This is a genomic window from Rickettsia parkeri (assembly GCF_051427245.1).
Lineage (GTDB): Bacteria > Pseudomonadota > Alphaproteobacteria > Rickettsiales > Rickettsiaceae > Rickettsia > Rickettsia rickettsii.
This window is the reverse complement of record NZ_CP195774.1, coordinates 195,931-214,911: the sequence shown is the minus strand read 5'-3', so window position 1 is coordinate 214,911 and position 18,981 is coordinate 195,931. Positions and strand designations below refer to the sequence as shown.

Sequence of the window (18,981 nt, the reverse complement as noted above, 5' to 3'; positions counted from 1 at the left end):
ATAATAACAACAGAAATAATCATATTATTATTAATTAAGAAAATCATGACCCCAAAAACAACCTCTTTAAACTTTAGCCGTTTAAATTGTCAAATCCCGAATTATAAAACTAAAATTCTAGAACTTAGCAAGGAACGTGAGGCAAGTTCCATATATATAGATTTTGTTCAAAAGTTTTTAAATTATATTCCGATAGATTATGATTTTGAGAATAGAGCAAAATTATTCCAAAATTTTGCAGATGAAGCCTTTAAGTTTTTTAAGCAAAGGATAGCAAGAGCAAGAAAAATAGCAATAACAAAGGCAGTTATCGAAAATGATCCGGCAATAAATGTCTTGATATTACTTGATAATAAGCCGCATATTGTTGATTTTATCATATGTCTGCTTAAAAACATGAATTTGCAAACTAAGTTTTTACTCCATCCGGTAATAAACTGTGTCCGAAATAGTAAAGGAGAATTAGAAAAAATATTAGCAAATTCTGTGTCGGATGAAAAATCAGAATCAATACTACATTTAACCATTTTAGGAAATTTTGACGATAAAACTACTACATTTTTAACCGAGGCTATAAATGAAAGATTAGAAAAGTTAGAGCAAAGCTATAGCTATTTACCGCAATTACGCACAAAATTACAAGATTTATCTAAAAATATAATTGATAATTATAAATTAAATTTTAAAGAGGCTAAAGAATTCTTAAATTGGTTACAAAACGATAATTTGGTTTTATTAGGGACTCTTGATTTTGAAGTAAAATCTTTAAAATTAAGCAATGAAATAGGAGCAGCAAAAATATGGCAAGAAGTAAAAGACGAGATTGATGATATTATAAAATGTTCTGCTAATCCTTTATATCAAAATCAATTAATAATACTCGGTAAAATAAATAGTGCGTCGCTTATCCATTCAGATAATTTAATCGACTATATCTTAGTGAAAAATTTTGACTCTTCGGGTGAATATATTGCGGGAAGTATAATTTTCGGTATATATAATTCAAATATGTATTACCATTCAATAAGTAATATTCCAATCCTACGACAAAAATTTAATTTTGTAATTGAGAAAGCCGGTTTTGCATTATCTGGTTATAATGCTGATAAGTTAAGAATTTTAATGGAGTCGTTACCGAGAGAAGCTTTAATACAAATTGATCAAGGCGATTTATATTGTATGTGTTTACATATGCTCTCAAGTATGATGAGTAAGAAGCTTAAATTATTTATTCAATATGATTGGTCTAGTTCTTTTCTTAATATCATAATTTTTCTGCCACGAGAACGTTTAACGGCTGAAATCCATAATATGATAGATTGTTATTTAGCAGAAAAATTCGGTAGTAAAATTTTATCCAACTATATCACCGAAGTAGCCGGTAATTTTTCTTATCTTTTTGTAACGCTTGAAGCACAAGGGGAACATAAAATAAATTTTGAAGCAGAAATAATACAGCACGATTTAGATCGTATCTCTACATGTTGGAGTGAAGATTTTTATTTTAAGTTTTCTAAAAAATTCGGCGAATATCAAGCAGGTATTAATTTAAAGCTTTTTGATAATGTTTTTTCGGCAGATTATCGGCAAAAATTTTCTCCGGAAATAGCTTTAGTAGATATTGAATATCTAACGGAAGCAAGTAAGTCACAAAAATGTATGTTTAATCTAGTTTCTGTAAATGAAACGGAATTTTACTTAAAAATATATAGTCCAAAAGTAAAACTTGCACTTTCTAACATATTGCCGCCAATAGAAAATTTAGGTTTTAAAGCAATTGATGAACAAACTTTTGCAATTAAGGAGGCTCTCGAAATCAAAGAAAGCTGGATATATAATTTTATCTTAACTTCTATTGTACCTGTAAAGGATAATATTACCGAATTAAAAATAAATGTTGAAGAAGCTTTAGACAAAATGGCACTTGGGATGCTTGCTAATGATTCTTTAAGTAAATTAATAGTGCTTGCCGGTTTTAATTGGAAGCAAGTTAAACTCGTCAAAGCTTTAACAAGATATTTACATCAAACGGGATTTAGTTACGGTAAAGGCTATGTACAGTTAACGTTACTTAAACATCCCGAATATACAAAAATGTTGGTAAATCTATTTGATATAAAATTTAATCCTAAACATTCGGATAATAATTGTGACGTAATTAAAGATAAACTAAATAATTACTTAGTAACCGTTGAGATGAGTAGTGAAGATAAAGTACTACGTAATATGCTTGGTATAGTTAATGCTATTACTAGAACAAATTACTATCAACCACATAAACATATTTTTTCATTTAAGTTTGATTCTTCAAAAGTACCGGATTTACCTAAACCTGTTCCGTTTGCCGAAGCATTTGTTTATTCTAGAAATTTTGAAGCTGTTCATTTAAGAGGCGGTCCCGTATCACGCGGAGGGCTTAGATGGTCGGATAGAGCAGAAGATTATAGGCTTGAGGTCCTTGGGCTTATGAAAGCACAAATGACTAAGAATTCTGTTATTGTCCCTGTCGGTTCTAAAGGCGGATTTTATGTTCATTTTACTGAGGAAGGGCTTACTCGTGATGAATATATGGAAAAAGTGGTAGAGTGCTATAAGAATTTCCTTAGAGGTTTATTAGACATAACTGATAATATTATTGACGGTAAAGTAGTACATCCAAAAGACGTTATTATTTATGATAAAGAAGATCCTTATTTAGTGGTTGCTGCCGATAAAGGTACAGCCTCATTTTCGGATTATGCTAATAGTGTGGCAAGAGAATATAATTACTGGCTTGATGATGCTTTTGCTTCCGGTGGTTCTGCAGGTTACGATCATAAAAAAATGGCTATTACTTCCAAAGGAGCTTGGATTTCCGTAACTAATCACTTTAAAACTTTAGGGTTAGATGTCCAAAAAGACCCTATTACCGTCGTAGGTATAGGAGATATGTCGGGAGATGTGTTCGGTAACGGTATGCTCAGATCAGAGACTATTAAGTTAGTTGCTGCCTTTAATCATAAACATATATTTATTGATCCTACTCCTGATCCTTTATCAAGTTTTAATGAGCGTTTGCGTTTATTTAATTTAAAGGGGTCTAATTGGTCTGATTATGATTCTAAGCTTATTTCTAAAGGAGGCAAAGTATTTGAACGCAGTAGTAAATTAATAAAATTATCGCCGGAAATTAAAAAATTACTTGATATAAATGATAATGAATTATCACCGGAAGAATTAATTAAAGCTATTTTAAAAGCAGATGTTGATTTATTGTGGAATGGCGGAATAGGCACTTATATCAAAGCTAAAACGGAAAATAATTTAGAAATCGGTGATAAAGCAAATGATAACCTTAGATGTAACGGTGAAGAAATTAGAGCAAAAGTTATAGCAGAAGGCGGTAATGTTGGGGTATCACAGAGAGGTAGAGTTGAATATGCTAAAAAAGGCGGGCGCATAAATGCTGACTTTATTGATAATTCAGCAGGTGTTGATTGCTCCGATCATGAGGTAAATATCAAGATTGCTTTAAGTAGTGCGATAACCTCAGGAAAAATTACTTTAGAAGAACGTAATAAACTTCTAAACGATATGACAAAGCAAGTTGAAGAGTTAGTATTACTTGATAATTATAAGCAAACCGAAGCAATAACAATTATGCAACTATCTCCTACTTTAACTGTTAATATACTTAGTCAATTTATAGATATTTTAGAAGAAGAAAAAGTATTAGAGCGGGAAAATGAATTCTTGCCTAGTGCAGAAGAATTGAATAGCAGAGCTATGAGCGGTGAAGTATTAACTCGTCCTGAGCTTTGCATATTGCTATCATATAGTAAGAGATCTGCTTATCATGAGTTAATTAATTCTACTTTTTCCCATGATAAATATTTTGATGCATATCTTATAGATTATTTTCCTGAAATGATGCAAAAAAAGTTTCGTAATGAAATTTTATCTCATCCACTTAAACATGAGATTATTAAAACCGTTACTATAAATAAAATAATGAATCAGCTTGGAGGACCGCTTATTAGTATTGTAAAGCGTGAGATTGGGGCTCCTCTTTGTGATATAATAAGGTCATATACCATTATTTGTGAAATTTTTGATCTTGATGGTATATGGGAAACGATAAGTAAGCTACCTACTAATATTGATTACAATGTAAAAATCGACATGTTTACCGAAATAACGAAATTAATGCGTCGAGGTATTTCGTGGTTTATTAAAAATTTAAAACATCCTATTAATATTAGTGAAACTATAGAAGAGTTTAGAGTTCCTGCACAAAACTTAAGAAAAACGGTAGATACTTTATTAGTCGGAGAAACTAAAATAAGATTTGAAGAAAAATTAAATTATTATACTACTAGCGGGGTAGAGGAATCATTGGCTGCTACTATCGCTACATTTGACAATTTAATTTCAGTATTTGACATTATATATGTAACAAAACAGACTTCAGGGAATAATAAAGAGATAGCAAAAGTTTATTTTGTTATAAGTGATATGTTTAGTCTTGATTGGTTACGTAAAGCTTGTGATAGGCAATTGAACGATTCATTTTGGCGTCGCTTAGGTATTCAATCGCTAAAAGATGATTTATATGACAAACAACGTAGACTATTAATAAAAATAATTAATAAATCTAAAACAACTATTGATTTAGATTTATGGATTGATAATAATAATAACTTAGTTAGAAATTTGCTTGATTTTATTAAAGAAATTAAAGCTCAAGAAACTATAGACTTAAATATAATTATTTTAGCAAACAAGAAATTTGAAATATTCTTACAGAAACTTGAGTAAATTATGTCGTCAATGCTTAAGCAAATTAGGTTAGATTCAGGTAAAACTTTAAATCAGGTATCTAGTGATTTAAAAATTAGAAAAAAATATTTAGTAGCTTTAGAAGAGGGTGATTTTGATGTTTTACCGGGAGAAGTATACGTAAGAGGTTACTTAAAATTATACTTGGATTATCTTAATGTAAAAGATAGAAATGCAGAGCAGATAGAAGAAGCTACTAAACAGAACGAAACCGAAAAATTATTAAATAATAAAAGAGCTATGGTGATAAATTATAAACGTAAAAAACAATTAGTACTTATATCTATTATAATGTTATCAATTATTATTGTAAGTCATCCATTCATAATTAACGCTTAAACGAAAATGGATAATGAAATATTAGACTGCTTACAGAATGAAGCTAATAAAGAGGCATTTGAAGGAGACACGGAACGCGGCACCGCAGCGTACATAGGCGTACGTGAGGATGCGAGTACAGGATCGACGTACAAATTACCTTTAGAAGCAAGTTATGTAAGAAGTCTAAAGAAATTAATGGAAGAAGTAGAACATAAACTCGATGATTTGTTGAGTATGCTTGTAAATAATCAAAATGAAGTTCAAAAATTACAAAACGAAAATAAAGCATTAAAAGATAATTATATAATAATGCTAGATCAAATTAACATTTATATTAATGAACTTGAAGAAATAAAAAAACAGCAAAAATAATTATGTCAATTGTTACGGTAACATTAAATAACAAGAGTTTTCAATTATATTGTAATAATGGAGATGAGGAAGAATTACTATCTTTAGCGAATAAATTGAATGATAAAATAGCGGAAATTAAACTTGGTAGTCCCACAGCCTCTTTTGAGCTATTATTAGTTATGGCATCACTTAATGCACAAGCTGAAATAGCTAGTCTAACAGAAAAACTTAATAAAAATGGTCTTCAAAAAAATCATCCCGACGAAGAAAAATTCGCAGAAACCTTAACTACTATAGCAGGTTACCTAGAAAACCTTGCACGTAAAATGGGAAAGTGATATATTAACTATTAGCTGCTTGGTTCGTGAGCTTAATATTAACCTAGGACTACCACTAACTTTTAGGACATCGTCCCTGTCTAATACTAATTCAGTTTAGATATATGAAGTCCACCTTTACATAAAGGTCTTTGAAGGATTTTAAGTAACGGCCAAAGCGGTCATGTATACTCGTTTAATTTGAAAAATTGGCTACGTTGTCTTTTGCTGATAATCCTCACGTACTAGTATGTACACTGCGGTTATCAGCTTCAAAACGCCTTGCTCTTTTCCAAATTAAACTTCGTCGTCTACCTACTTTTCGTTTACTCACAGTATACCTTTAAAATGAAACAAACAAAATCACGCAATAAAGTTCTCGGTGCTTTTTTAGGCACTATTATTGAATATTACGACTATAGTTTATATGGTTTTTCAGCGGCAATTATCGCTGATAAATTCTTTTCAGCCAGTACTGATCTATTAACAAAGCTTGTAAATGTTTTTGCCGTTTATGCAGCAGCATATTTATCAAAGCCTATGGGTGCTTATATTTTTGGACGTATAGGGGATATATACGGTCGAAAAAAAGCCTTAAGTTTTACGATTATCGGTATTGTAATCCCTACCTTAATAATAGGTTTATTGCCCGATTATTCCTCGATAGGAGTTTGGAGTACAATAATTTTAGTTTTATGTCGTTTCATGCAAGGTATTTTTATTGGAGGGGAATATGACGGTGCAGCGATTTATGTTATTGAACATTTAGGAGCAAAATACCGATTTACTGCCTCGGCAATAACTAGATGTACAGGAGTAATGGGTTTATTATGCGGAATCGGTGCAACTAATTTCTTTAATTCTCATATTTTTCCGGAGTGGGGTTGGCGTATTCCGTTTTTACTAAGTTTACCACTTGCATTAATAACTCTTTATTATCGCCGGAAATTTGATGAAACACCGGAGTTTAAAAAAGCACACTATAGCCAAGATTCTATTGAAAAACTTAGTTCTATAATTAAAAAGCAATGGAAAAATATTGCACGGTTAATATTTTTAGCCGGAGGTTTTGGAGCAACATATCAAATTGCGATCATCTTTATGAAGCACTATTTACCGATCGTATTACCTTCAGTCGGTATTATTATGAGTGCTTTTTCGGTCTTAATAGTAATATGTTTTGCTGTTTGCATGCCGATTGCCGGTTTTATTGCCGATCGCTTAGGAGTTAAGTCAGTATTAAAAATCGCATTTATATGTACTATTACAGCAAGTGTATTTTTTGTGATAGCAGTAAAATATCAAATGACTAATTTAGGGCTTGCAGCTAGTTTAATGTTAGCTGCATCAGTTGCACCTTTTAATTCTCTTGCTCATAGTATAGTTATTAAGTCTTTTGTAGTTAAAGAACGCTATCGTGTTATAAGTTTAGGACATAATATCGGCTCAATGTTAATGTCCGGTACTGCTAATTATATTTGTGCAAAGGTAATAAAATCATTTGATTTTAACCTATTCCCGATTTTATATCTTTGCATGTTTGCCGTACTTGCTTATTCTATGACCATATTATTTAACCGTAATAGGTAAAAAATAAATCTTGACGGTAACTTTAAATGTTATGCATAAAATTTTTCATAAATCTATAATTTTTATTATCTTATGTATACAAGGAAATATTAGTTTTACCGATGCAAACGGAAGTATATACGTTAGATATTGGTAATTGCAAAGAACGTAAATATAACTATGAAGATCATTTGGAAGAATTATTGAAGCAAGAAATTTCTTTAGTAATGCAGAAGAATGGTTTAAGAGTTAAGCTATTGTACAACAAAGATATTAGAACACAAAAGCTTGATGATTTAGTATCTCGTTTCCGTAGCTCCTATAATAATACTTATACTGCTTTATATACGCCTTTATTATGGTCTGAGGTGAACCTGTTATAATGTTAGGAGAAAAAACAGGAGCTGATATATTTGTATTACTTAATTATGTGCAAATGATAAAGACTAATGGAGCTCGTACACATGACTTTTTAATGAGTGCTTTGGGTTGTTCAGTAAGTAATGCAGATAATATATTTATGTCTATAGGAATAGTAGAAGCAAAAAGTGGTAGAATATTATGGACTAATGCAACGCCCCAAGCACAACCATTTAGTAGCTCTATTTTCTCTTCTTGTGATAAATCAGAAATTGGCAATTTTTATTCAGTAATAAATATGCTTTTATCTCCATTATAAACTGAATTTTGTGTCGTTCAGGGGTGGTTGGTGTGGCTTATTATTCCTCTCTGTCATTCCGTGATTTATTCACGGGATCCAGTAAAACATATAGTATGGGTAGACAAAACACATCTAATTTAAGTGCATAAACTATAAATCATTTTTATCAAATAGGAAAAATTCACCTATTTCAGGGGTAATCAACTTATTTTCATCAATATTATGTTTTTTTCCGATCTCTTTAAAAAGATTATCGTTATAACCCGAATCACCTATAAAACAAATATCTCCTATCTTAGTTTTAATGATCAAAGTTCCCCATAATGCTTTATTTTTATCAAATATTCCTCTAGCCGACCAATGCTGTGTCGGTTCTAAATAAAATTCTACATCGCCTTTAATTTCATCTTCTTAGAAACTTTTTGAATTTAGCTGTATTTCTTGTTCTTTATATGACTCTCCCCCCACCCTAAGGTAACAATTTCTGCATCGGTAATATGTTTTTTGATTATTACGTCATTCATTAGCGGTGTAATAATCTTAGGGTTATCTTGTACCCATAAATCTTTAATTGTTCTGATGTCTAAATGGTCATAGTGATTATGGCTTATTAATATAACATCTATTTTAGGTAAATCGGTAAAATTAATACCGGGTTTTACCACTCTCGTTGGTCCTGTAAAAGTAAAAGGACTAACCCGCTCCGACCATACCGGATCGGTTAAGATATTTAAACCGTCTATTTGAATTTAAAAGGTTACATGTCCTACGTAGGCTACTCGTACAGTGTCATCTCGATCGCTTGATACTAATGAATTTTGTGGAACTCGTCTGTAGTCACATACTAATGTACACTGTGCAGACTCGTCCTTAAATTCACCTTGTCTGAAGCGATCGAGATTTAGCTGTGTATTTTTACTGCTAGTTATTTTTTGTGGTGGAATATCAGTGGAAGTAAACGGCAGTGTTGTCGGCCATTTTGGTCGTTTTGAAGTTATTTTCCAAGTAAGGTTTTAAGTGTTATATTAGGCTCAATATTGAAAAACATATTTTTATTTAGATAGACCTTCCTTTCGGTTTATTAGAGTTTTTAACTTGTTCAGCAAAAGATTTTGTCTTTTTAGTTGTTGGTTTATGAATAAACCCTCTAGTTTTTTCTCCTATCAACATGGCTTCTTGCAGTATATCTTTTGGTAGTTTAGCTATAGATGCCGATATTTCCGGAGTTTGTTTTATTTCTACCGTTATCTTTTTTGCTTTATTTATATCTCTGCCTATTACTTCATCTAGTGGAACATTTTTATAATCTGCAAGAGCAACAATTGCTCCCATATCAGGCATTTTTGTACGACCATCTAGAAAATTTTTCCACGCTGTTTCATGAGTACCTGTTTTTTCACTTAACTTATACGGGGTTATATTGTCTGTTTCTAATATATTCAGTACAAATTTTTTAAAATTATTTCTAATTTCTTCTGGATCATCTTTATTTGTTTCTGATATATCGTTAATCCGATTAAATCGTTCTTTTGACCTTATATCTTCGCTCATTATTTGTTCCTGTAAAATTTACTCCTAAAAATTGAGAGTTAAAATAACTTCATAGATAGTCTCTTAGACTTATTTATTAATATATAACTAATAAATAGTAAATAGAAGATAATTATAATGAAAATAATAAATTTAAGCTATTGAATTAAGTATTTAGGTCTTATATATGAAATTTAAATTAATCTATTTTAACTTTTTTTGTCACAAATTATAAAATTTTTCTGTAGTATGAGCCATGTTTGTTCCACTTCTTTTTCTATAAATTAAATTTCAGATGCAGAATCTAAGATATTTTAAAAAGATTATATAAATTAAAAATTGTTTTTTCTGCATCTTGATCATTTATGAATAAGGTAATTTTAACTTCTGATAATTGTATCATGTGAACATTTATATTATCGTTCGTTAACTTTGATAATATCGTTTCAAGTAATTTACAATCATTTTTAATCCCATAACCAATAAGAGAGATTGTAGCAATTTCGGTATCAAAAGTAAAATCTTGTATCTGCTTATCATCTTTTAAATTAGTCAGTAAAGCTTGTAAATTATTTTTATCGGTTAAATTTGTAATAAAACTATATTCTTCATTATTTTTTATCTCTTGCATAAACTCAATATGATTATTATTTTGTGTAATCATATTTGCAACTTGCAAAAAACTTAAAGACATGCTCTTTACAGATATTTTTAATAAATTTTTATTAGAAGTAATGCTGTTAATAATCCCATTCTCCATATTTTTATCCTTTGAAGTGATTAACGTACCTTCTGTATCCGGTGAAAATGTTGACAGAACACGCATATCTATTTTATACCGCATTACTAACTCTCCGGCTCTAGGGTGTAGTACTTTTGCTCCACTTGATGCTAGTTCTAACATTTCTAAAAAATCTATTTCTTTTATCTTCTTGGCATTTGGAATAATTCTTGGATCAGCAGTAAATATTCCCTCTACATCGGTATAAATATCACATCTATCGGCTTTCATAGCTGCAGCGATTAAGGCGGCAGTAGTATCAGATCCTCCTCTGCCCAAAGTAGTTAACCTATTGGATTTGTTAATTCCTTGAAAACCGGCTATTATAGGGATGGTATTTAACTGTAAATATTTTTCTAGTAAATCTGTAGTAATTGATTCTACTAAAGCTTTACTATGATTATTATCGGTGAGCATCGGTAATTGCCAAGCTAGAAATGATCGCGCCTTTATATCTTCTTCTTGAAGAGCGAGCGCTAGTAATGAAGCAGTGACTATTTCACCGCTAGAAAGTGCTACATCATATTCTGCAAATTGAGAAATGTTATTAAGGCTTGATACTTCATTACACAATGTGACAAGTTGATTAGTAACACCTGCCATAGCCGAAACTACTACAATTACTTGGTTATTTTTAGCTATTTCGGTTTTTATGATAGGAACGATTTTTTTTATTCTATCAATATTTGCAACGGAAGTGCCACCGAACTTTTGAATTATTAAGGCCATAAATAAAGAAAGCCTAATAGAATATTATGTTATATAACTAATTTCCGCCTGTCGTCATCTAGCGCACTTACAGACATTATTGTGTGGAACGGTTTTCAATTGTCATCTCGCGACTTGATCGCGGGATCCAGCTTAAAATACTAATAATATTAGTACTTTAAATTATTTTTATGGGCCCTTTAGTCAAGCCACGGGGTGACCAAGTGGACTTTACCAATCAACGTAACAATGCCATAAAAAGCATTTTTCGTTCCACGTAACACTAGTAGATCAAATCGCAATACTTAAGTACTTGCAATTTCTTTAACATTCACGATTTTATGATTTCGCTTAGTTAAAAATTCTACTCTACCTTCTATCAAAGCAAATATTGTATGATCTTTGCCAAGCCCTACATTCGTTCCAGGATGAATTTTTGTGCCGCGTTGTCTAACTATAATATTACCGGGTATTACATATTGTCCATCGGCTTTTTTGACTCCCAGCCTTCGACCGGCCGAGTCTCTTCCGTTTCTAGAACTACCACCGGCTTTTTTGGTTGCCATTTTATAATTCCTTTTAAGTTATTATTATTGTTTGGTAATATCTAATATTTTTAATTCCGTCAATTCTTGACGATGACCGGCTTTACGACGATAATTTTTTCTACGCTTTTTCTTAAAGACTATAATTTTATTATCTTTAAGTTGGTTAGTAATTTCAGCCGTAACGACAGCCCCTTTAACTATTGGAGTCCCAATAAAAGAAGGCTTTGAGTATTCGCCAATCATTAAAATTTGATCAAACTGAATTTTAGAGCCAAGTTCTCCATCAATTTTTTCGACTTTAATAATACTATTTCTGTCTACTTTATATTGTTTTCCACCTGCTTTTATAACTGCGAACATGAAAACTATCTCTTTAAAAATTTATAAATATTTATCGTATCATATTATTATATTAGAAATTAGTCAATGATCTTTTTTTATAGCAAATCTATTGTCGAATATCTATTAACACAAATATAATTGTGTATTGAGTTACCGCAGCAAATATTGCGGCTAGCAAATCATCAAGCATAACGCCGATACTGCCCTTAATATTTTTGTCCAACCAATTAATAGGCCAGGGCTTTACTATATCAAAAAATCGGAATAGACAAAAAGGTAATACGAAAAGTAATATAATATTTATTGTTAGCGGACTAAAATATTTAATTAAATACGATTCATTAGCAAATAAAGCGGAAAAAAATACTAAAACAATAGTTAGTATTTGCCCTACTACTTCATCAATGACCACTTCTTTAGGGTCTTCTGAATTTGTATAATTTAAATATATTTTAGTAAAATAAGTGCCGAGTATTAAGAGTATCAAACATAGGCTAAAGCTTATAATAAATATACTGACAAGTTGAGCTTCACCGAGAGTAAGACTTAAGAAAGGAATGATTATTTTGTTATTAACAATAAAATATATTAAGAAATAAGTTAGAGGGAAAGCAGCAATCGATCCAAAAGTGCCTGGGCAGTATTTTATTTTCCCGATATAAAAAAAAGTAGCAAAAAATTCTGAAAATTGTTTTTTAGTAAACATTTCTTTAATTATTTTATCCTAGATTAGAGCTATAATATCTTATATAATTAAATTTTAACTTATACAGCAAAAAAAATATCATGGGAATGAGCTTTAGCCATTTATTAATAGTTTTATTAATTATTTTTGTATTATTCGGTGCCGGCAAATTACCGCAAGTCATGTCCGATCTTGCTAAAGGTCTTAAAGCTTTTAAAGACGGCATGAAAGACGACGGTAGTGATAATGATAAAAATAAATAATTAATCTTTAGTTAGTGTCCCTTTGTCATCCTGTGGCTTGACCAGCCTTGTTGCATGGCTTGAAAAACCTACTCAATGTTATTCCCGCGGAAGCGGGAATCCAGAGTAAAGCGAGATAAATCGAGCTTTTCAAAAAATCTTTAAAGTACTGGATTCCCGCTTCCGCGGGAATAACATCCTGAACATTCGTACAACACATGGTCAGGTCACTGAGTGACCAAGATACAACAACGCCCTAATTTCCTGAAACAGTAGAATATATCCCATTCTCTTTCCTAATAATATCATATCGTCTCTGAGCTACTCCATCGATGAAATAAATATTACCGGATAAACCTATATAAGGTTGTCTACTGTTCATTCTATTTAAAAACCTTTCAGATGCAAATTCATTGCCTATATAGTTTGCAGTCATACGTCCTAAATCATAAGAAAGAAGATGCATGAAGCCTATATGGTTAATACCTAAGTCTTTTGCCCTATCCGGAACGTTGCTATTGAGTAAATTTAAAGAGCCGGTAAAGCTAATATCGATATTTTCAGGGTAATCGATATCAATACGATGATCACCGATTAAAATAGCCTTTTTATCTAAATTATATTTACGAATACTATCAGCAAGTAGGTTTAAATTTTTTGGATCGTCTGATAGATAAATAACCGGTTTTGTCGTGTCGCTATGTTCATTTATAATATCGGTATTGTCTGAAATATTTCTTGCGGCTTTTGCTATAGATTCAGGATTATCCTCATAAAATTCAGTGCGTGATAATGATGCATTGTTCTGAATCAATATATTTTGCATTACTTGACTAATAGTTTGCGAATGCTTCCCTTTAGGTAATAATGCCATAAAATCTTTATGGTTGTTACTTGCGTAATAATTAATGATACGTATCAGTTGTTTTAAAGGTGCATGACCGAATACAAATAATTTATCTTCTGCAAGAGCCGGATTATTTGACATAGTTATTATAATAATATCATTTGCCTTTGCTTTTTCGGCTATTAGAGAGGTAAAGTTAGAATATAGAGGACCTAAAATAATCTTAGTTTTACGTGCTACTATTTTATCCATAGCAGCTAAAACGTTTTTTTCGTCTGAACCATCGTAAGAAGTAACATGTATGTAAGATTTGATTCCGTCGTTAAGTCCCATTTTAATTAAATCTTTATATTGTTTCCCGACAATACTATCAGGACCCTGATTTGGCATTAAAATTGCAATCTCAATTTCTGTTTGTTCTTTTTTAGGAAAACTTATAGGTTCTTCTTTAGGAGTTTGACAGGACGTTAAATATATCAAGCAAAAAAATGATAGAACGATTCGTAGTTTATGTTTTATACTAGCCATAATGTTACTTAAAATTAAAAAACTATGATTAGATATCTTTCCAAACCGGGATTATATATTGTTTCAACACCGATCGGTAATTTTGAAGATATAACGCTTCGTGCTATATCGACTTTAAAAAATTCGGATATTATCTTATGCGAGGATACTAGAATATCACAAAAATTGCTAGCAAAACATGATATTCATACAAAATTACAAATTTATAATGATCATAGTGACGAGAAAGATAGAGAAAATATCATAAGTTTAATAAAATCGGGCAATATAATAAGCTTAATTTCTGATGCAGGGACTCCTTTAATTTCCGATCCCGGCTATAAGTTAGTTAGAGGTATACGCAATCTTAATTGTCATATAGACGTAGTACCGGGAGTATCTGCACCGGTTACTGCTCTAACTTTATCGGCTCTTCCTACTGATCGATTTTTATTTCACGGGTTTTTACCTAAAACTATAGAAAGTAAGAAAAAGATTTTTTCTGAACTAGTAAATCTTAAGGCTACTTTGATTTTTTTTGAAACGGCTCCTCGTTTGATAAATACTTTATCGGTAGCTAAGGAAATACTAGGAAACCGAGAAATATGTGTAGCTCGTGAGTTAACTAAACTGTATCAAGAAATAAAAACAGGGGATATAGATGAAATAATAGAGTTCTATCAAAATAATATTTTAAAAGGTGAGATAGTATTGTTGATTTCAGGAAATATACAGGAACAAAACCAACACAAAAATTTAGAAAAATTTATAGAACTTTGCTTAAGTAAAAACTTAAGTAGCAAAACTACTACCGAACTTGTTTATGACAAATTCAAAGATGTTTATAGTAAAAAAGAGATATATAGATTGGTGAATAAGCAAAAGATTTAATATAAATTTATAGTAGAATATTTACCTCAGAATATGCTAAAATAAAGAGAAAATCACATTTAGTAACATAATAATATGTCAAAAGTTAATCCGAGAGTAGATTTAGCATTTAAAAAAATCTTCGGAGTAGAAGAGAATAAAGATTTATTGATATCGCTTATTAATTCGATAGTAAGTGAGAAAGATCAGATTGTAGAAGTAACATTACTTAATCCGTATAATCCAAAGAATTTTAAAGCCGATAAACTATCTATACTTGATATAAAAGCCAAAAGTAAAAGCAGTAAAAGGTATAAATCGAAATCCAAGTAACCGATGAAGTGGATTACGATAAAAGAGCTTTGTATTACTGGGCGAAAATGTATACGGAGCAACTGAAAGAGGGATCAGATTATGTGGCATTAAATAAAACAATAGGGATACACATACTTAACTTTACCAGTATTACAGATACAGATGAATATCATAATTCTTTTCAGTTAAAGGAAATAAAAAGTGGTTTAGTATATTTTAAAGATATAGAGTTACATACGATAGAGATTAATAAATTTGCTAAGCATCCTAAGGAGGAGTTATCTGATGTTGTCAAGAAAGTTAAAAATGCTTTAGATATATGGCTAGCATTTTTAACACGTAATGATTTATTAAATAAAGATAATTTACCGAAAGAATTGGATAATGATGTATTGAAAAAAGCATTAACCGTGCTTGAGGTAATAAATTTAAATGATGCAGAAAGAGAGGAATATGAAAATCGTTTAGAGTGGCTTAGAATTGAAACTAGTGCTTTTAAAAAGATGAAAGAGGAAGGAAGAGCTGAAGGCGAAGCTAGAAGAAATATTGAAATAGCAAAAGAAATGCTAATTGATAAAGAGCCTCTAGAAACAATAATTAAATATACTAAACTTTCAAAAGAAGAAATAGAAAAGCTAAAAGCAGAAATCGATGAGGCAGAAAAATAAAAAGTCGTCTGCGATATATACTCCGAGTAAATGAAGAATTGGCAGACGACCCATTATAAAAAACAGTATTATTTAGTTAGCTGAGCTGTGAGGACAGCCGCAACCTTTTTGAGGCTTATTGCTTTCTGCCGAATCTTTAAGTTTTTTACCGGCTGCCTGTATATCTTGACCTGCACCTTGCATTGTGTATTACAAGCACTTGTTAAGAAAGCTACAGCTACTAATATAGAAGTTATAAGTGCTGAACGCATAAATTTTACCTTTATCAAATTGAGCCTAGATATAAAAAATTGTCAACTTGAAAATATATTAAAATTTAAAGTATTTATACACATCACTTAGCCGTATCTTTATAATCACATAAGATATTTTGTTGATAAAATATTAATTTTTAATATTTCTTTAAGAATTAATATTTAAAAGATTTATAAAATGAAAGAAAAATCAATGATCAATTGAAAGAAGCACTATCTTTTATGAAAGACGGTGTCTTAGATTGTACAAATTTAGAGGGAATAAGCTTACAAGAGATTTTTAATTTTCTTCAAAATCCTTATTATAGTAAAGGATAAAATTATCGCTCTTGATATATCAACTTATGAACATTGGACAGAAGTAAATGATTTTATTTTGCAATTAAATGATAATTCATCTTTTAAGCCCCAAACTATAGAAATTTATACCTTCTATAGATATATGGAAGATATTTTGAATTTAAGATTAAAAACAGGCATAAATATTACTAATCATATTGATGTTAATATGACAGATCGCAGAAAAGAGGCTTTATTAAAAAAATTCTTAGAGAAATTTAAAAAAAATAATTTTACTAAAGATGAAGAACAGTTAAGTCAATTTATAAAAGCTGTATGTAAAGAAGATAAAACCCCGGATGGAATCGAAATGCAATATGGGCGAGCTTTACGGCTTGGTTCTAAGTATAATTTCAGTAAAATAGATAAACAATATTCTGATTTACAGGGTATTTTTAAAAAGTTACAAGAGACACAAATACAAAAAGTAAATTCAGAAATTCATCATTATAAACAGGAAGATGATTTACATTTTTATATGGTAAAAGTCAACGGAGCGAATATGTCTGCTTGGCAAGATTTTTTGGGTAAGCAGAGTAGCTTTCAAAGTTCTTATCAAGGTAATGATCTGGTGATAAAAATTTTTAAGGGGAAGTATGCCTTTTCCGCTAGCTTAGATTATCATGATCAAGGCTTAACCGATGTATTATGTAGCCTTTGTTTCCAATAAAATATGACTCGCGTGATACTTCATCTATAGAGATGTTTATAACCATGCTGACTTCTCAAAATGCAAGCTTTATTTCGCATTCTGGTATAGCAAGACTTCCAATATATCAAGAAAAACCTTTTATTATAAAACATAAAAATCTTGCAGTTAAACTTCATAGTTTTATTGCCGCCTGTGCCAAAGATATTTATTCTAATAAAAAAGAATATATGATTACTGTACCGGTAAAAGAAATGACACAAATAATTCTTAAAGAATATGAGAAAAAAGGAGTTTTAGATAAAATATATATAGGACATCAGCAAGAAAATTTAGATAATAAACAAACCCCTATAAAACTTATTGAGGATAATGACAAAACTTTATTTAGTCTTTATGATAAAAACGGTAATATATTACATGAATTAACTAGTGCACAAATGGAAGGAGAATTCGCTTGGTTTTGCAAACATCCGTATCTATGCAGGGGGCAAGGTAAAATGTGCACCGTTCGTTACTTGTCATTTAGAAACATTAGCAACACTTGATCCTAAACCTAATTCTATAGAACATGAATATTATTCAGAAATAATTGGTAATTTATAAGATTTACTATAACTCTTGTTTAAGGTTAAAATAATAATCGCAATACTCTTTAATAGGGCAGGTGTTGCAATCGGGTTTTCTAGCTTTGCATATATATCTGCCGTGCAGAATTAGCCAGTGATGGGCATGCGTTAGCCATTTTGTATCGATAATCTGCAGTAGCTCTTTTTCTACTATTTCAGGAGTACCGCCTTTAGCAAGCCCGATTCTGTTGGCTACTCTAAAGACATGCGTATCAACTGCCATTGTAGGCATGCCGAATAAGCAATTTAGTACAACATTAGCAGTTTTTCTGCCAACGCCCGGTAGTTTAATTAATGCCTTAAAATCATTCGGTACTGAAGCTTGATAATTGCTTATCAATATTTTACATAATGCGATAATATTTTTTGCTTTGCTGTTAAATAGTCCTATAGATTTTATATATTTTTTAAGTCCTTCTTCGCCGAGTTCTAAAATTTTTTCTGGTGTATCATAAGTTGCAAATAAAGATTTAGTTGCTAAATTTACTGATATATCGGTGGCTTGAGCAGATAATATTACCGCTACTAATAAGGTAAAATCATTCTTATATATTAATTCGGTTTTCGGATTTGGATTATTCTTGCTAAAAATCTCAAAAATTTTATTAACTATTTGTGCTTGCATATATTGCTATAGAAAGTGTATTTTAGAAGATAAATTATTGAGTCTTAAAATGCTAGAAAATAAAAATTTTAAATTTATAGAAAATGAGATAAAAAATAATAAAGTAGTATTGTTCATGAAAGGTATTAAAAAGTCGCCTGCATGCGGATTTTCAGGAACCGTAGTAGCTATTTTGAATAAATTAGGTGTAGAATTTCGTGATATTAATGTACTTTTTGATGCTGAATTACGTGAAGATTTAAAAAAATTTAGCGACTGGCCGACATTCCCACAATTATACATTAACGGAGAATTAGTCGGCGGGTGTGATATTGCTAGAGAGTTATATCAAAGTGGAGAACTTGAGAAGATGTTGAAAGCGTATACTCGGTGAATTTCAAAAATTGGCGTATTCGTCTAGTA

The 18,981-nt window shown here is 30.7% G+C and carries 23 protein-coding genes, 1 other RNA gene and 1 pseudogene; 15 read left to right on the top strand and 10 right to left on the bottom strand.

Translation table 11 applies throughout. From position 1 onward, the window contains the following. Positions 1–45 precede the first annotated feature (45 nt). The 8 genes from ACSFFC_RS01340 to ACSFFC_RS01305 all read left to right on the top strand — a co-directional run bounded on the left by ACSFFC_RS01340 (position 46) and on the right by ACSFFC_RS01305 (position 8,058). A complete protein-coding gene (locus tag ACSFFC_RS01340; protein WP_014411050.1) occupies positions 46–4,797 on the top strand; it encodes an NAD-glutamate dehydrogenase in 4,752 nt (1,583 codons plus the stop codon). A gap of 3 nt (positions 4,798–4,800) precedes the next feature. Beyond that, a complete protein-coding gene (locus ACSFFC_RS01335) occupies positions 4,801–5,157 on the top strand; it encodes a helix-turn-helix domain-containing protein (protein ID WP_014411049.1) in 357 nt (118 codons plus the stop codon). 6 nt (positions 5,158–5,163) lie between these two features. After that, positions 5,164–5,511, top strand: coding sequence for a palindromic element RPE1 domain-containing protein (locus ACSFFC_RS01330; RefSeq protein WP_014411048.1), 348 nt, complete (start codon positions 5,164–5,166; stop codon positions 5,509–5,511). Between the two features lie 2 nt (positions 5,512–5,513). Then, entirely contained in the window at positions 5,514–5,831 is a 318-nt protein-coding gene (locus ACSFFC_RS01325; RefSeq protein WP_004997454.1) for a cell division protein ZapA, read from the top strand. A gap of 9 nt (positions 5,832–5,840) precedes the next feature. Next, a non-coding RNA gene (ssrS, locus tag ACSFFC_RS01320) (6S RNA) lies at positions 5,841–5,999 on the top strand. 159 nt (positions 6,000–6,158) lie between these two features. After that, positions 6,159–7,400, top strand: a complete 1,242-nt coding sequence (locus tag ACSFFC_RS01315) for an MFS transporter (protein WP_014411047.1) — start codon at positions 6,159–6,161, stop codon at positions 7,398–7,400. Positions 7,401–7,501: 101 nt separating this feature from the next. Then, positions 7,502–7,762: a hypothetical protein gene (locus tag ACSFFC_RS01310; RefSeq protein WP_041472243.1), complete on the top strand. Its 261-nt coding sequence runs from the start codon at positions 7,502–7,504 to the stop codon at positions 7,760–7,762. Further along, positions 7,762–8,058 (top strand): hypothetical protein, encoded by a 297-nt coding sequence (locus tag ACSFFC_RS01305; protein WP_004997460.1) that lies wholly within the window; start codon positions 7,762–7,764, stop codon positions 8,056–8,058. The genes ACSFFC_RS01310 and ACSFFC_RS01305 overlap by 1 nt, the downstream gene beginning before the upstream one ends. Positions 8,059–8,190: 132 nt before the next feature. On the opposite strand, the gene ACSFFC_RS01300 is transcribed toward ACSFFC_RS01305, so the two are convergent. From ACSFFC_RS01300 to ACSFFC_RS01270, 7 genes are all read right to left on the bottom strand, one after another. Beyond that, positions 8,191–8,352, bottom strand: a complete 162-nt coding sequence (locus ACSFFC_RS01300) for a hypothetical protein (RefSeq protein ID WP_004997461.1) — start codon at positions 8,350–8,352, stop codon at positions 8,191–8,193. Positions 8,353–8,468: 116 nt separating this feature from the next. After that, positions 8,469–8,768: an MBL fold metallo-hydrolase gene (locus ACSFFC_RS01295; RefSeq protein WP_231283017.1), complete on the bottom strand. Its 300-nt coding sequence runs from the start codon at positions 8,766–8,768 to the stop codon at positions 8,469–8,471. Between the two features lie 328 nt (positions 8,769–9,096). Continuing rightward, the gene (locus ACSFFC_RS01290; protein WP_014411045.1) at positions 9,097–9,591 is read right to left on the bottom strand and encodes a hypothetical protein; all 495 of its coding nucleotides are present in this window, start codon (positions 9,589–9,591) and stop codon (positions 9,097–9,099) included. A 283-nt stretch (positions 9,592–9,874) separates the two neighbouring features. Beyond that, complete coding sequence (locus ACSFFC_RS01285; RefSeq protein WP_014273776.1) at positions 9,875–11,080, bottom strand: aspartate kinase; 1,206 nt, start codon at positions 11,078–11,080, stop codon at positions 9,875–9,877. Positions 11,081–11,364: 284 nt separating this feature from the next. After that, positions 11,365–11,625, bottom strand: coding sequence for a 50S ribosomal protein L27 (gene rpmA / locus ACSFFC_RS01280; protein ID WP_004997475.1), 261 nt, complete (start codon positions 11,623–11,625; stop codon positions 11,365–11,367). A gap of 24 nt (positions 11,626–11,649) precedes the next feature. Further along, complete coding sequence (gene rplU / locus ACSFFC_RS01275) at positions 11,650–11,967, bottom strand: 50S ribosomal protein L21 (protein ID WP_004997480.1); 318 nt, start codon at positions 11,965–11,967, stop codon at positions 11,650–11,652. Positions 11,968–12,055: 88 nt separating this feature from the next. Next, positions 12,056–12,655 carry a phosphatidylglycerophosphatase A family protein gene (locus ACSFFC_RS01270; protein WP_014411044.1) on the bottom strand — a complete coding sequence of 200 codons (600 nt, stop codon included), beginning with the start codon at positions 12,653–12,655 and terminating at the stop codon, positions 12,056–12,058. 80 nt (positions 12,656–12,735) lie between these two features. Here ACSFFC_RS01270 and tatA point away from each other — a divergent pair, with 80 nt between their 5' ends. Next, positions 12,736–12,897, top strand: coding sequence for a twin-arginine translocase TatA (gene tatA / locus ACSFFC_RS01265; RefSeq protein WP_004997483.1), 162 nt, complete (start codon positions 12,736–12,738; stop codon positions 12,895–12,897). Between the two features lie 235 nt (positions 12,898–13,132). Here tatA and ACSFFC_RS01260 read toward each other — a convergent pair whose 3' ends face one another. Beyond that, positions 13,133–14,251 (bottom strand): penicillin-binding protein activator, encoded by a 1,119-nt coding sequence (locus ACSFFC_RS01260; RefSeq protein WP_014411043.1) that lies wholly within the window; start codon positions 14,249–14,251, stop codon positions 13,133–13,135. Positions 14,252–14,275: 24 nt separating this feature from the next. Here ACSFFC_RS01260 and rsmI point away from each other — a divergent pair, with 24 nt between their 5' ends. The 3 genes from rsmI (at position 14,276) to ACSFFC_RS01245 (ending at position 16,083) form a co-directional block, all read left to right on the top strand. Then, positions 14,276–15,121 carry a 16S rRNA (cytidine(1402)-2'-O)-methyltransferase gene (gene rsmI, locus ACSFFC_RS01255; RefSeq protein ID WP_014273773.1) on the top strand — a complete coding sequence of 282 codons (846 nt, stop codon included), beginning with the start codon at positions 14,276–14,278 and terminating at the stop codon, positions 15,119–15,121. Positions 15,122–15,196: 75 nt separating this feature from the next. Then, positions 15,197–15,433: a PD-(D/E)XK nuclease family transposase gene (locus ACSFFC_RS01250; RefSeq protein ID WP_010977728.1), complete on the top strand. Its 237-nt coding sequence runs from the start codon at positions 15,197–15,199 to the stop codon at positions 15,431–15,433. A gap of 8 nt (positions 15,434–15,441) precedes the next feature. Beyond that, positions 15,442–16,083 (top strand): Rpn family recombination-promoting nuclease/putative transposase, encoded by a 642-nt coding sequence (locus ACSFFC_RS01245; RefSeq protein ID WP_331270834.1) that lies wholly within the window; start codon positions 15,442–15,444, stop codon positions 16,081–16,083. Between the two features lie 72 nt (positions 16,084–16,155). On the opposite strand, the pseudogene ACSFFC_RS01240 reads toward ACSFFC_RS01245, so the two are convergent. Further along, positions 16,156–16,334, bottom strand: a pseudogene (locus ACSFFC_RS01240) (entericidin A/B family lipoprotein). A gap of 379 nt (positions 16,335–16,713) precedes the next feature. Between ACSFFC_RS01240 and ACSFFC_RS01235 the strand changes: the two are divergent. Continuing rightward, entirely contained in the window at positions 16,714–17,346 is a 633-nt protein-coding gene (locus ACSFFC_RS01235) for a hypothetical protein (protein ID WP_499217208.1), read from the top strand. Beyond that, positions 17,334–17,873 carry a hypothetical protein gene (locus ACSFFC_RS01230; protein ID WP_014411040.1) on the top strand — a complete coding sequence of 180 codons (540 nt, stop codon included), beginning with the start codon at positions 17,334–17,336 and terminating at the stop codon, positions 17,871–17,873. The genes ACSFFC_RS01235 and ACSFFC_RS01230 overlap by 13 nt, the downstream gene beginning before the upstream one ends. Before the next feature lie 64 nt (positions 17,874–17,937). On the opposite strand, the gene nth is transcribed toward ACSFFC_RS01230, so the two are convergent. After that, positions 17,938–18,579, bottom strand: coding sequence for an endonuclease III (nth, locus tag ACSFFC_RS01225; protein ID WP_014411039.1), 642 nt, complete (start codon positions 18,577–18,579; stop codon positions 17,938–17,940). Positions 18,580–18,628: 49 nt separating this feature from the next. Between nth and grxD the strand changes: the two genes are divergently transcribed. Next, entirely contained in the window at positions 18,629–18,952 is a 324-nt protein-coding gene (gene grxD / locus ACSFFC_RS01220) for a Grx4 family monothiol glutaredoxin (protein ID WP_012151266.1), read from the top strand. The last annotated feature ends 29 nt before the right edge of the window (positions 18,953–18,981 follow it).

Bases quoted from the DNA above. Each gene is read 5' to 3' on its own strand.
- ACSFFC_RS01290 (WP_014411045.1), bottom strand. From the start codon at position 9,591: ATGAGCGAAGATATAAGGTCAAAAGAACGATTTAATCGGATTAACGAT.
- ACSFFC_RS01270 (WP_014411044.1), bottom strand. From the start codon at position 12,655: ATGTTTACTAAAAAACAATTTTCAGAATTTTTTGCTACTTTTTTTTAT.
- nth (WP_014411039.1), bottom strand. From the start codon at position 18,579: ATGCAAGCACAAATAGTTAATAAAATTTTTGAGATTTTTAGCAAGAAT.
- tatA (WP_004997483.1), top strand. From the start codon at position 12,736: ATGGGAATGAGCTTTAGCCATTTATTAATAGTTTTATTAATTATTTTT.
- grxD (WP_012151266.1), top strand. From the start codon at position 18,629: ATGCTAGAAAATAAAAATTTTAAATTTATAGAAAATGAGATAAAAAAT.
- ACSFFC_RS01260 (WP_014411043.1), bottom strand. From the start codon at position 14,251: ATGGCTAGTATAAAACATAAACTACGAATCGTTCTATCATTTTTTTGC.
- ACSFFC_RS01330 (WP_014411048.1), top strand. From the start codon at position 5,164: ATGGATAATGAAATATTAGACTGCTTACAGAATGAAGCTAATAAAGAG.
- ACSFFC_RS01315 (WP_014411047.1), top strand. From the start codon at position 6,159: ATGAAACAAACAAAATCACGCAATAAAGTTCTCGGTGCTTTTTTAGGC.
- ACSFFC_RS01305 (WP_004997460.1), top strand. From the start codon at position 7,762: ATGTTAGGAGAAAAAACAGGAGCTGATATATTTGTATTACTTAATTAT.
- ACSFFC_RS01340 (WP_014411050.1), top strand. From the start codon at position 46: ATGACCCCAAAAACAACCTCTTTAAACTTTAGCCGTTTAAATTGTCAA.
- ACSFFC_RS01325 (WP_004997454.1), top strand. From the start codon at position 5,514: ATGTCAATTGTTACGGTAACATTAAATAACAAGAGTTTTCAATTATAT.
- ACSFFC_RS01310 (WP_041472243.1), top strand. From the start codon at position 7,502: ATGCAAACGGAAGTATATACGTTAGATATTGGTAATTGCAAAGAACGT.
- ACSFFC_RS01335 (WP_014411049.1), top strand. From the start codon at position 4,801: ATGTCGTCAATGCTTAAGCAAATTAGGTTAGATTCAGGTAAAACTTTA.
- ACSFFC_RS01285 (WP_014273776.1), bottom strand. From the start codon at position 11,080: ATGGCCTTAATAATTCAAAAGTTCGGTGGCACTTCCGTTGCAAATATT.
- rsmI (WP_014273773.1), top strand. From the start codon at position 14,276: ATGATTAGATATCTTTCCAAACCGGGATTATATATTGTTTCAACACCG.
- ACSFFC_RS01250 (WP_010977728.1), top strand. From the start codon at position 15,197: ATGTCAAAAGTTAATCCGAGAGTAGATTTAGCATTTAAAAAAATCTTC.
- rplU (WP_004997480.1), bottom strand. From the start codon at position 11,967: ATGTTCGCAGTTATAAAAGCAGGTGGAAAACAATATAAAGTAGACAGA.
- rpmA (WP_004997475.1), bottom strand. From the start codon at position 11,625: ATGGCAACCAAAAAAGCCGGTGGTAGTTCTAGAAACGGAAGAGACTCG.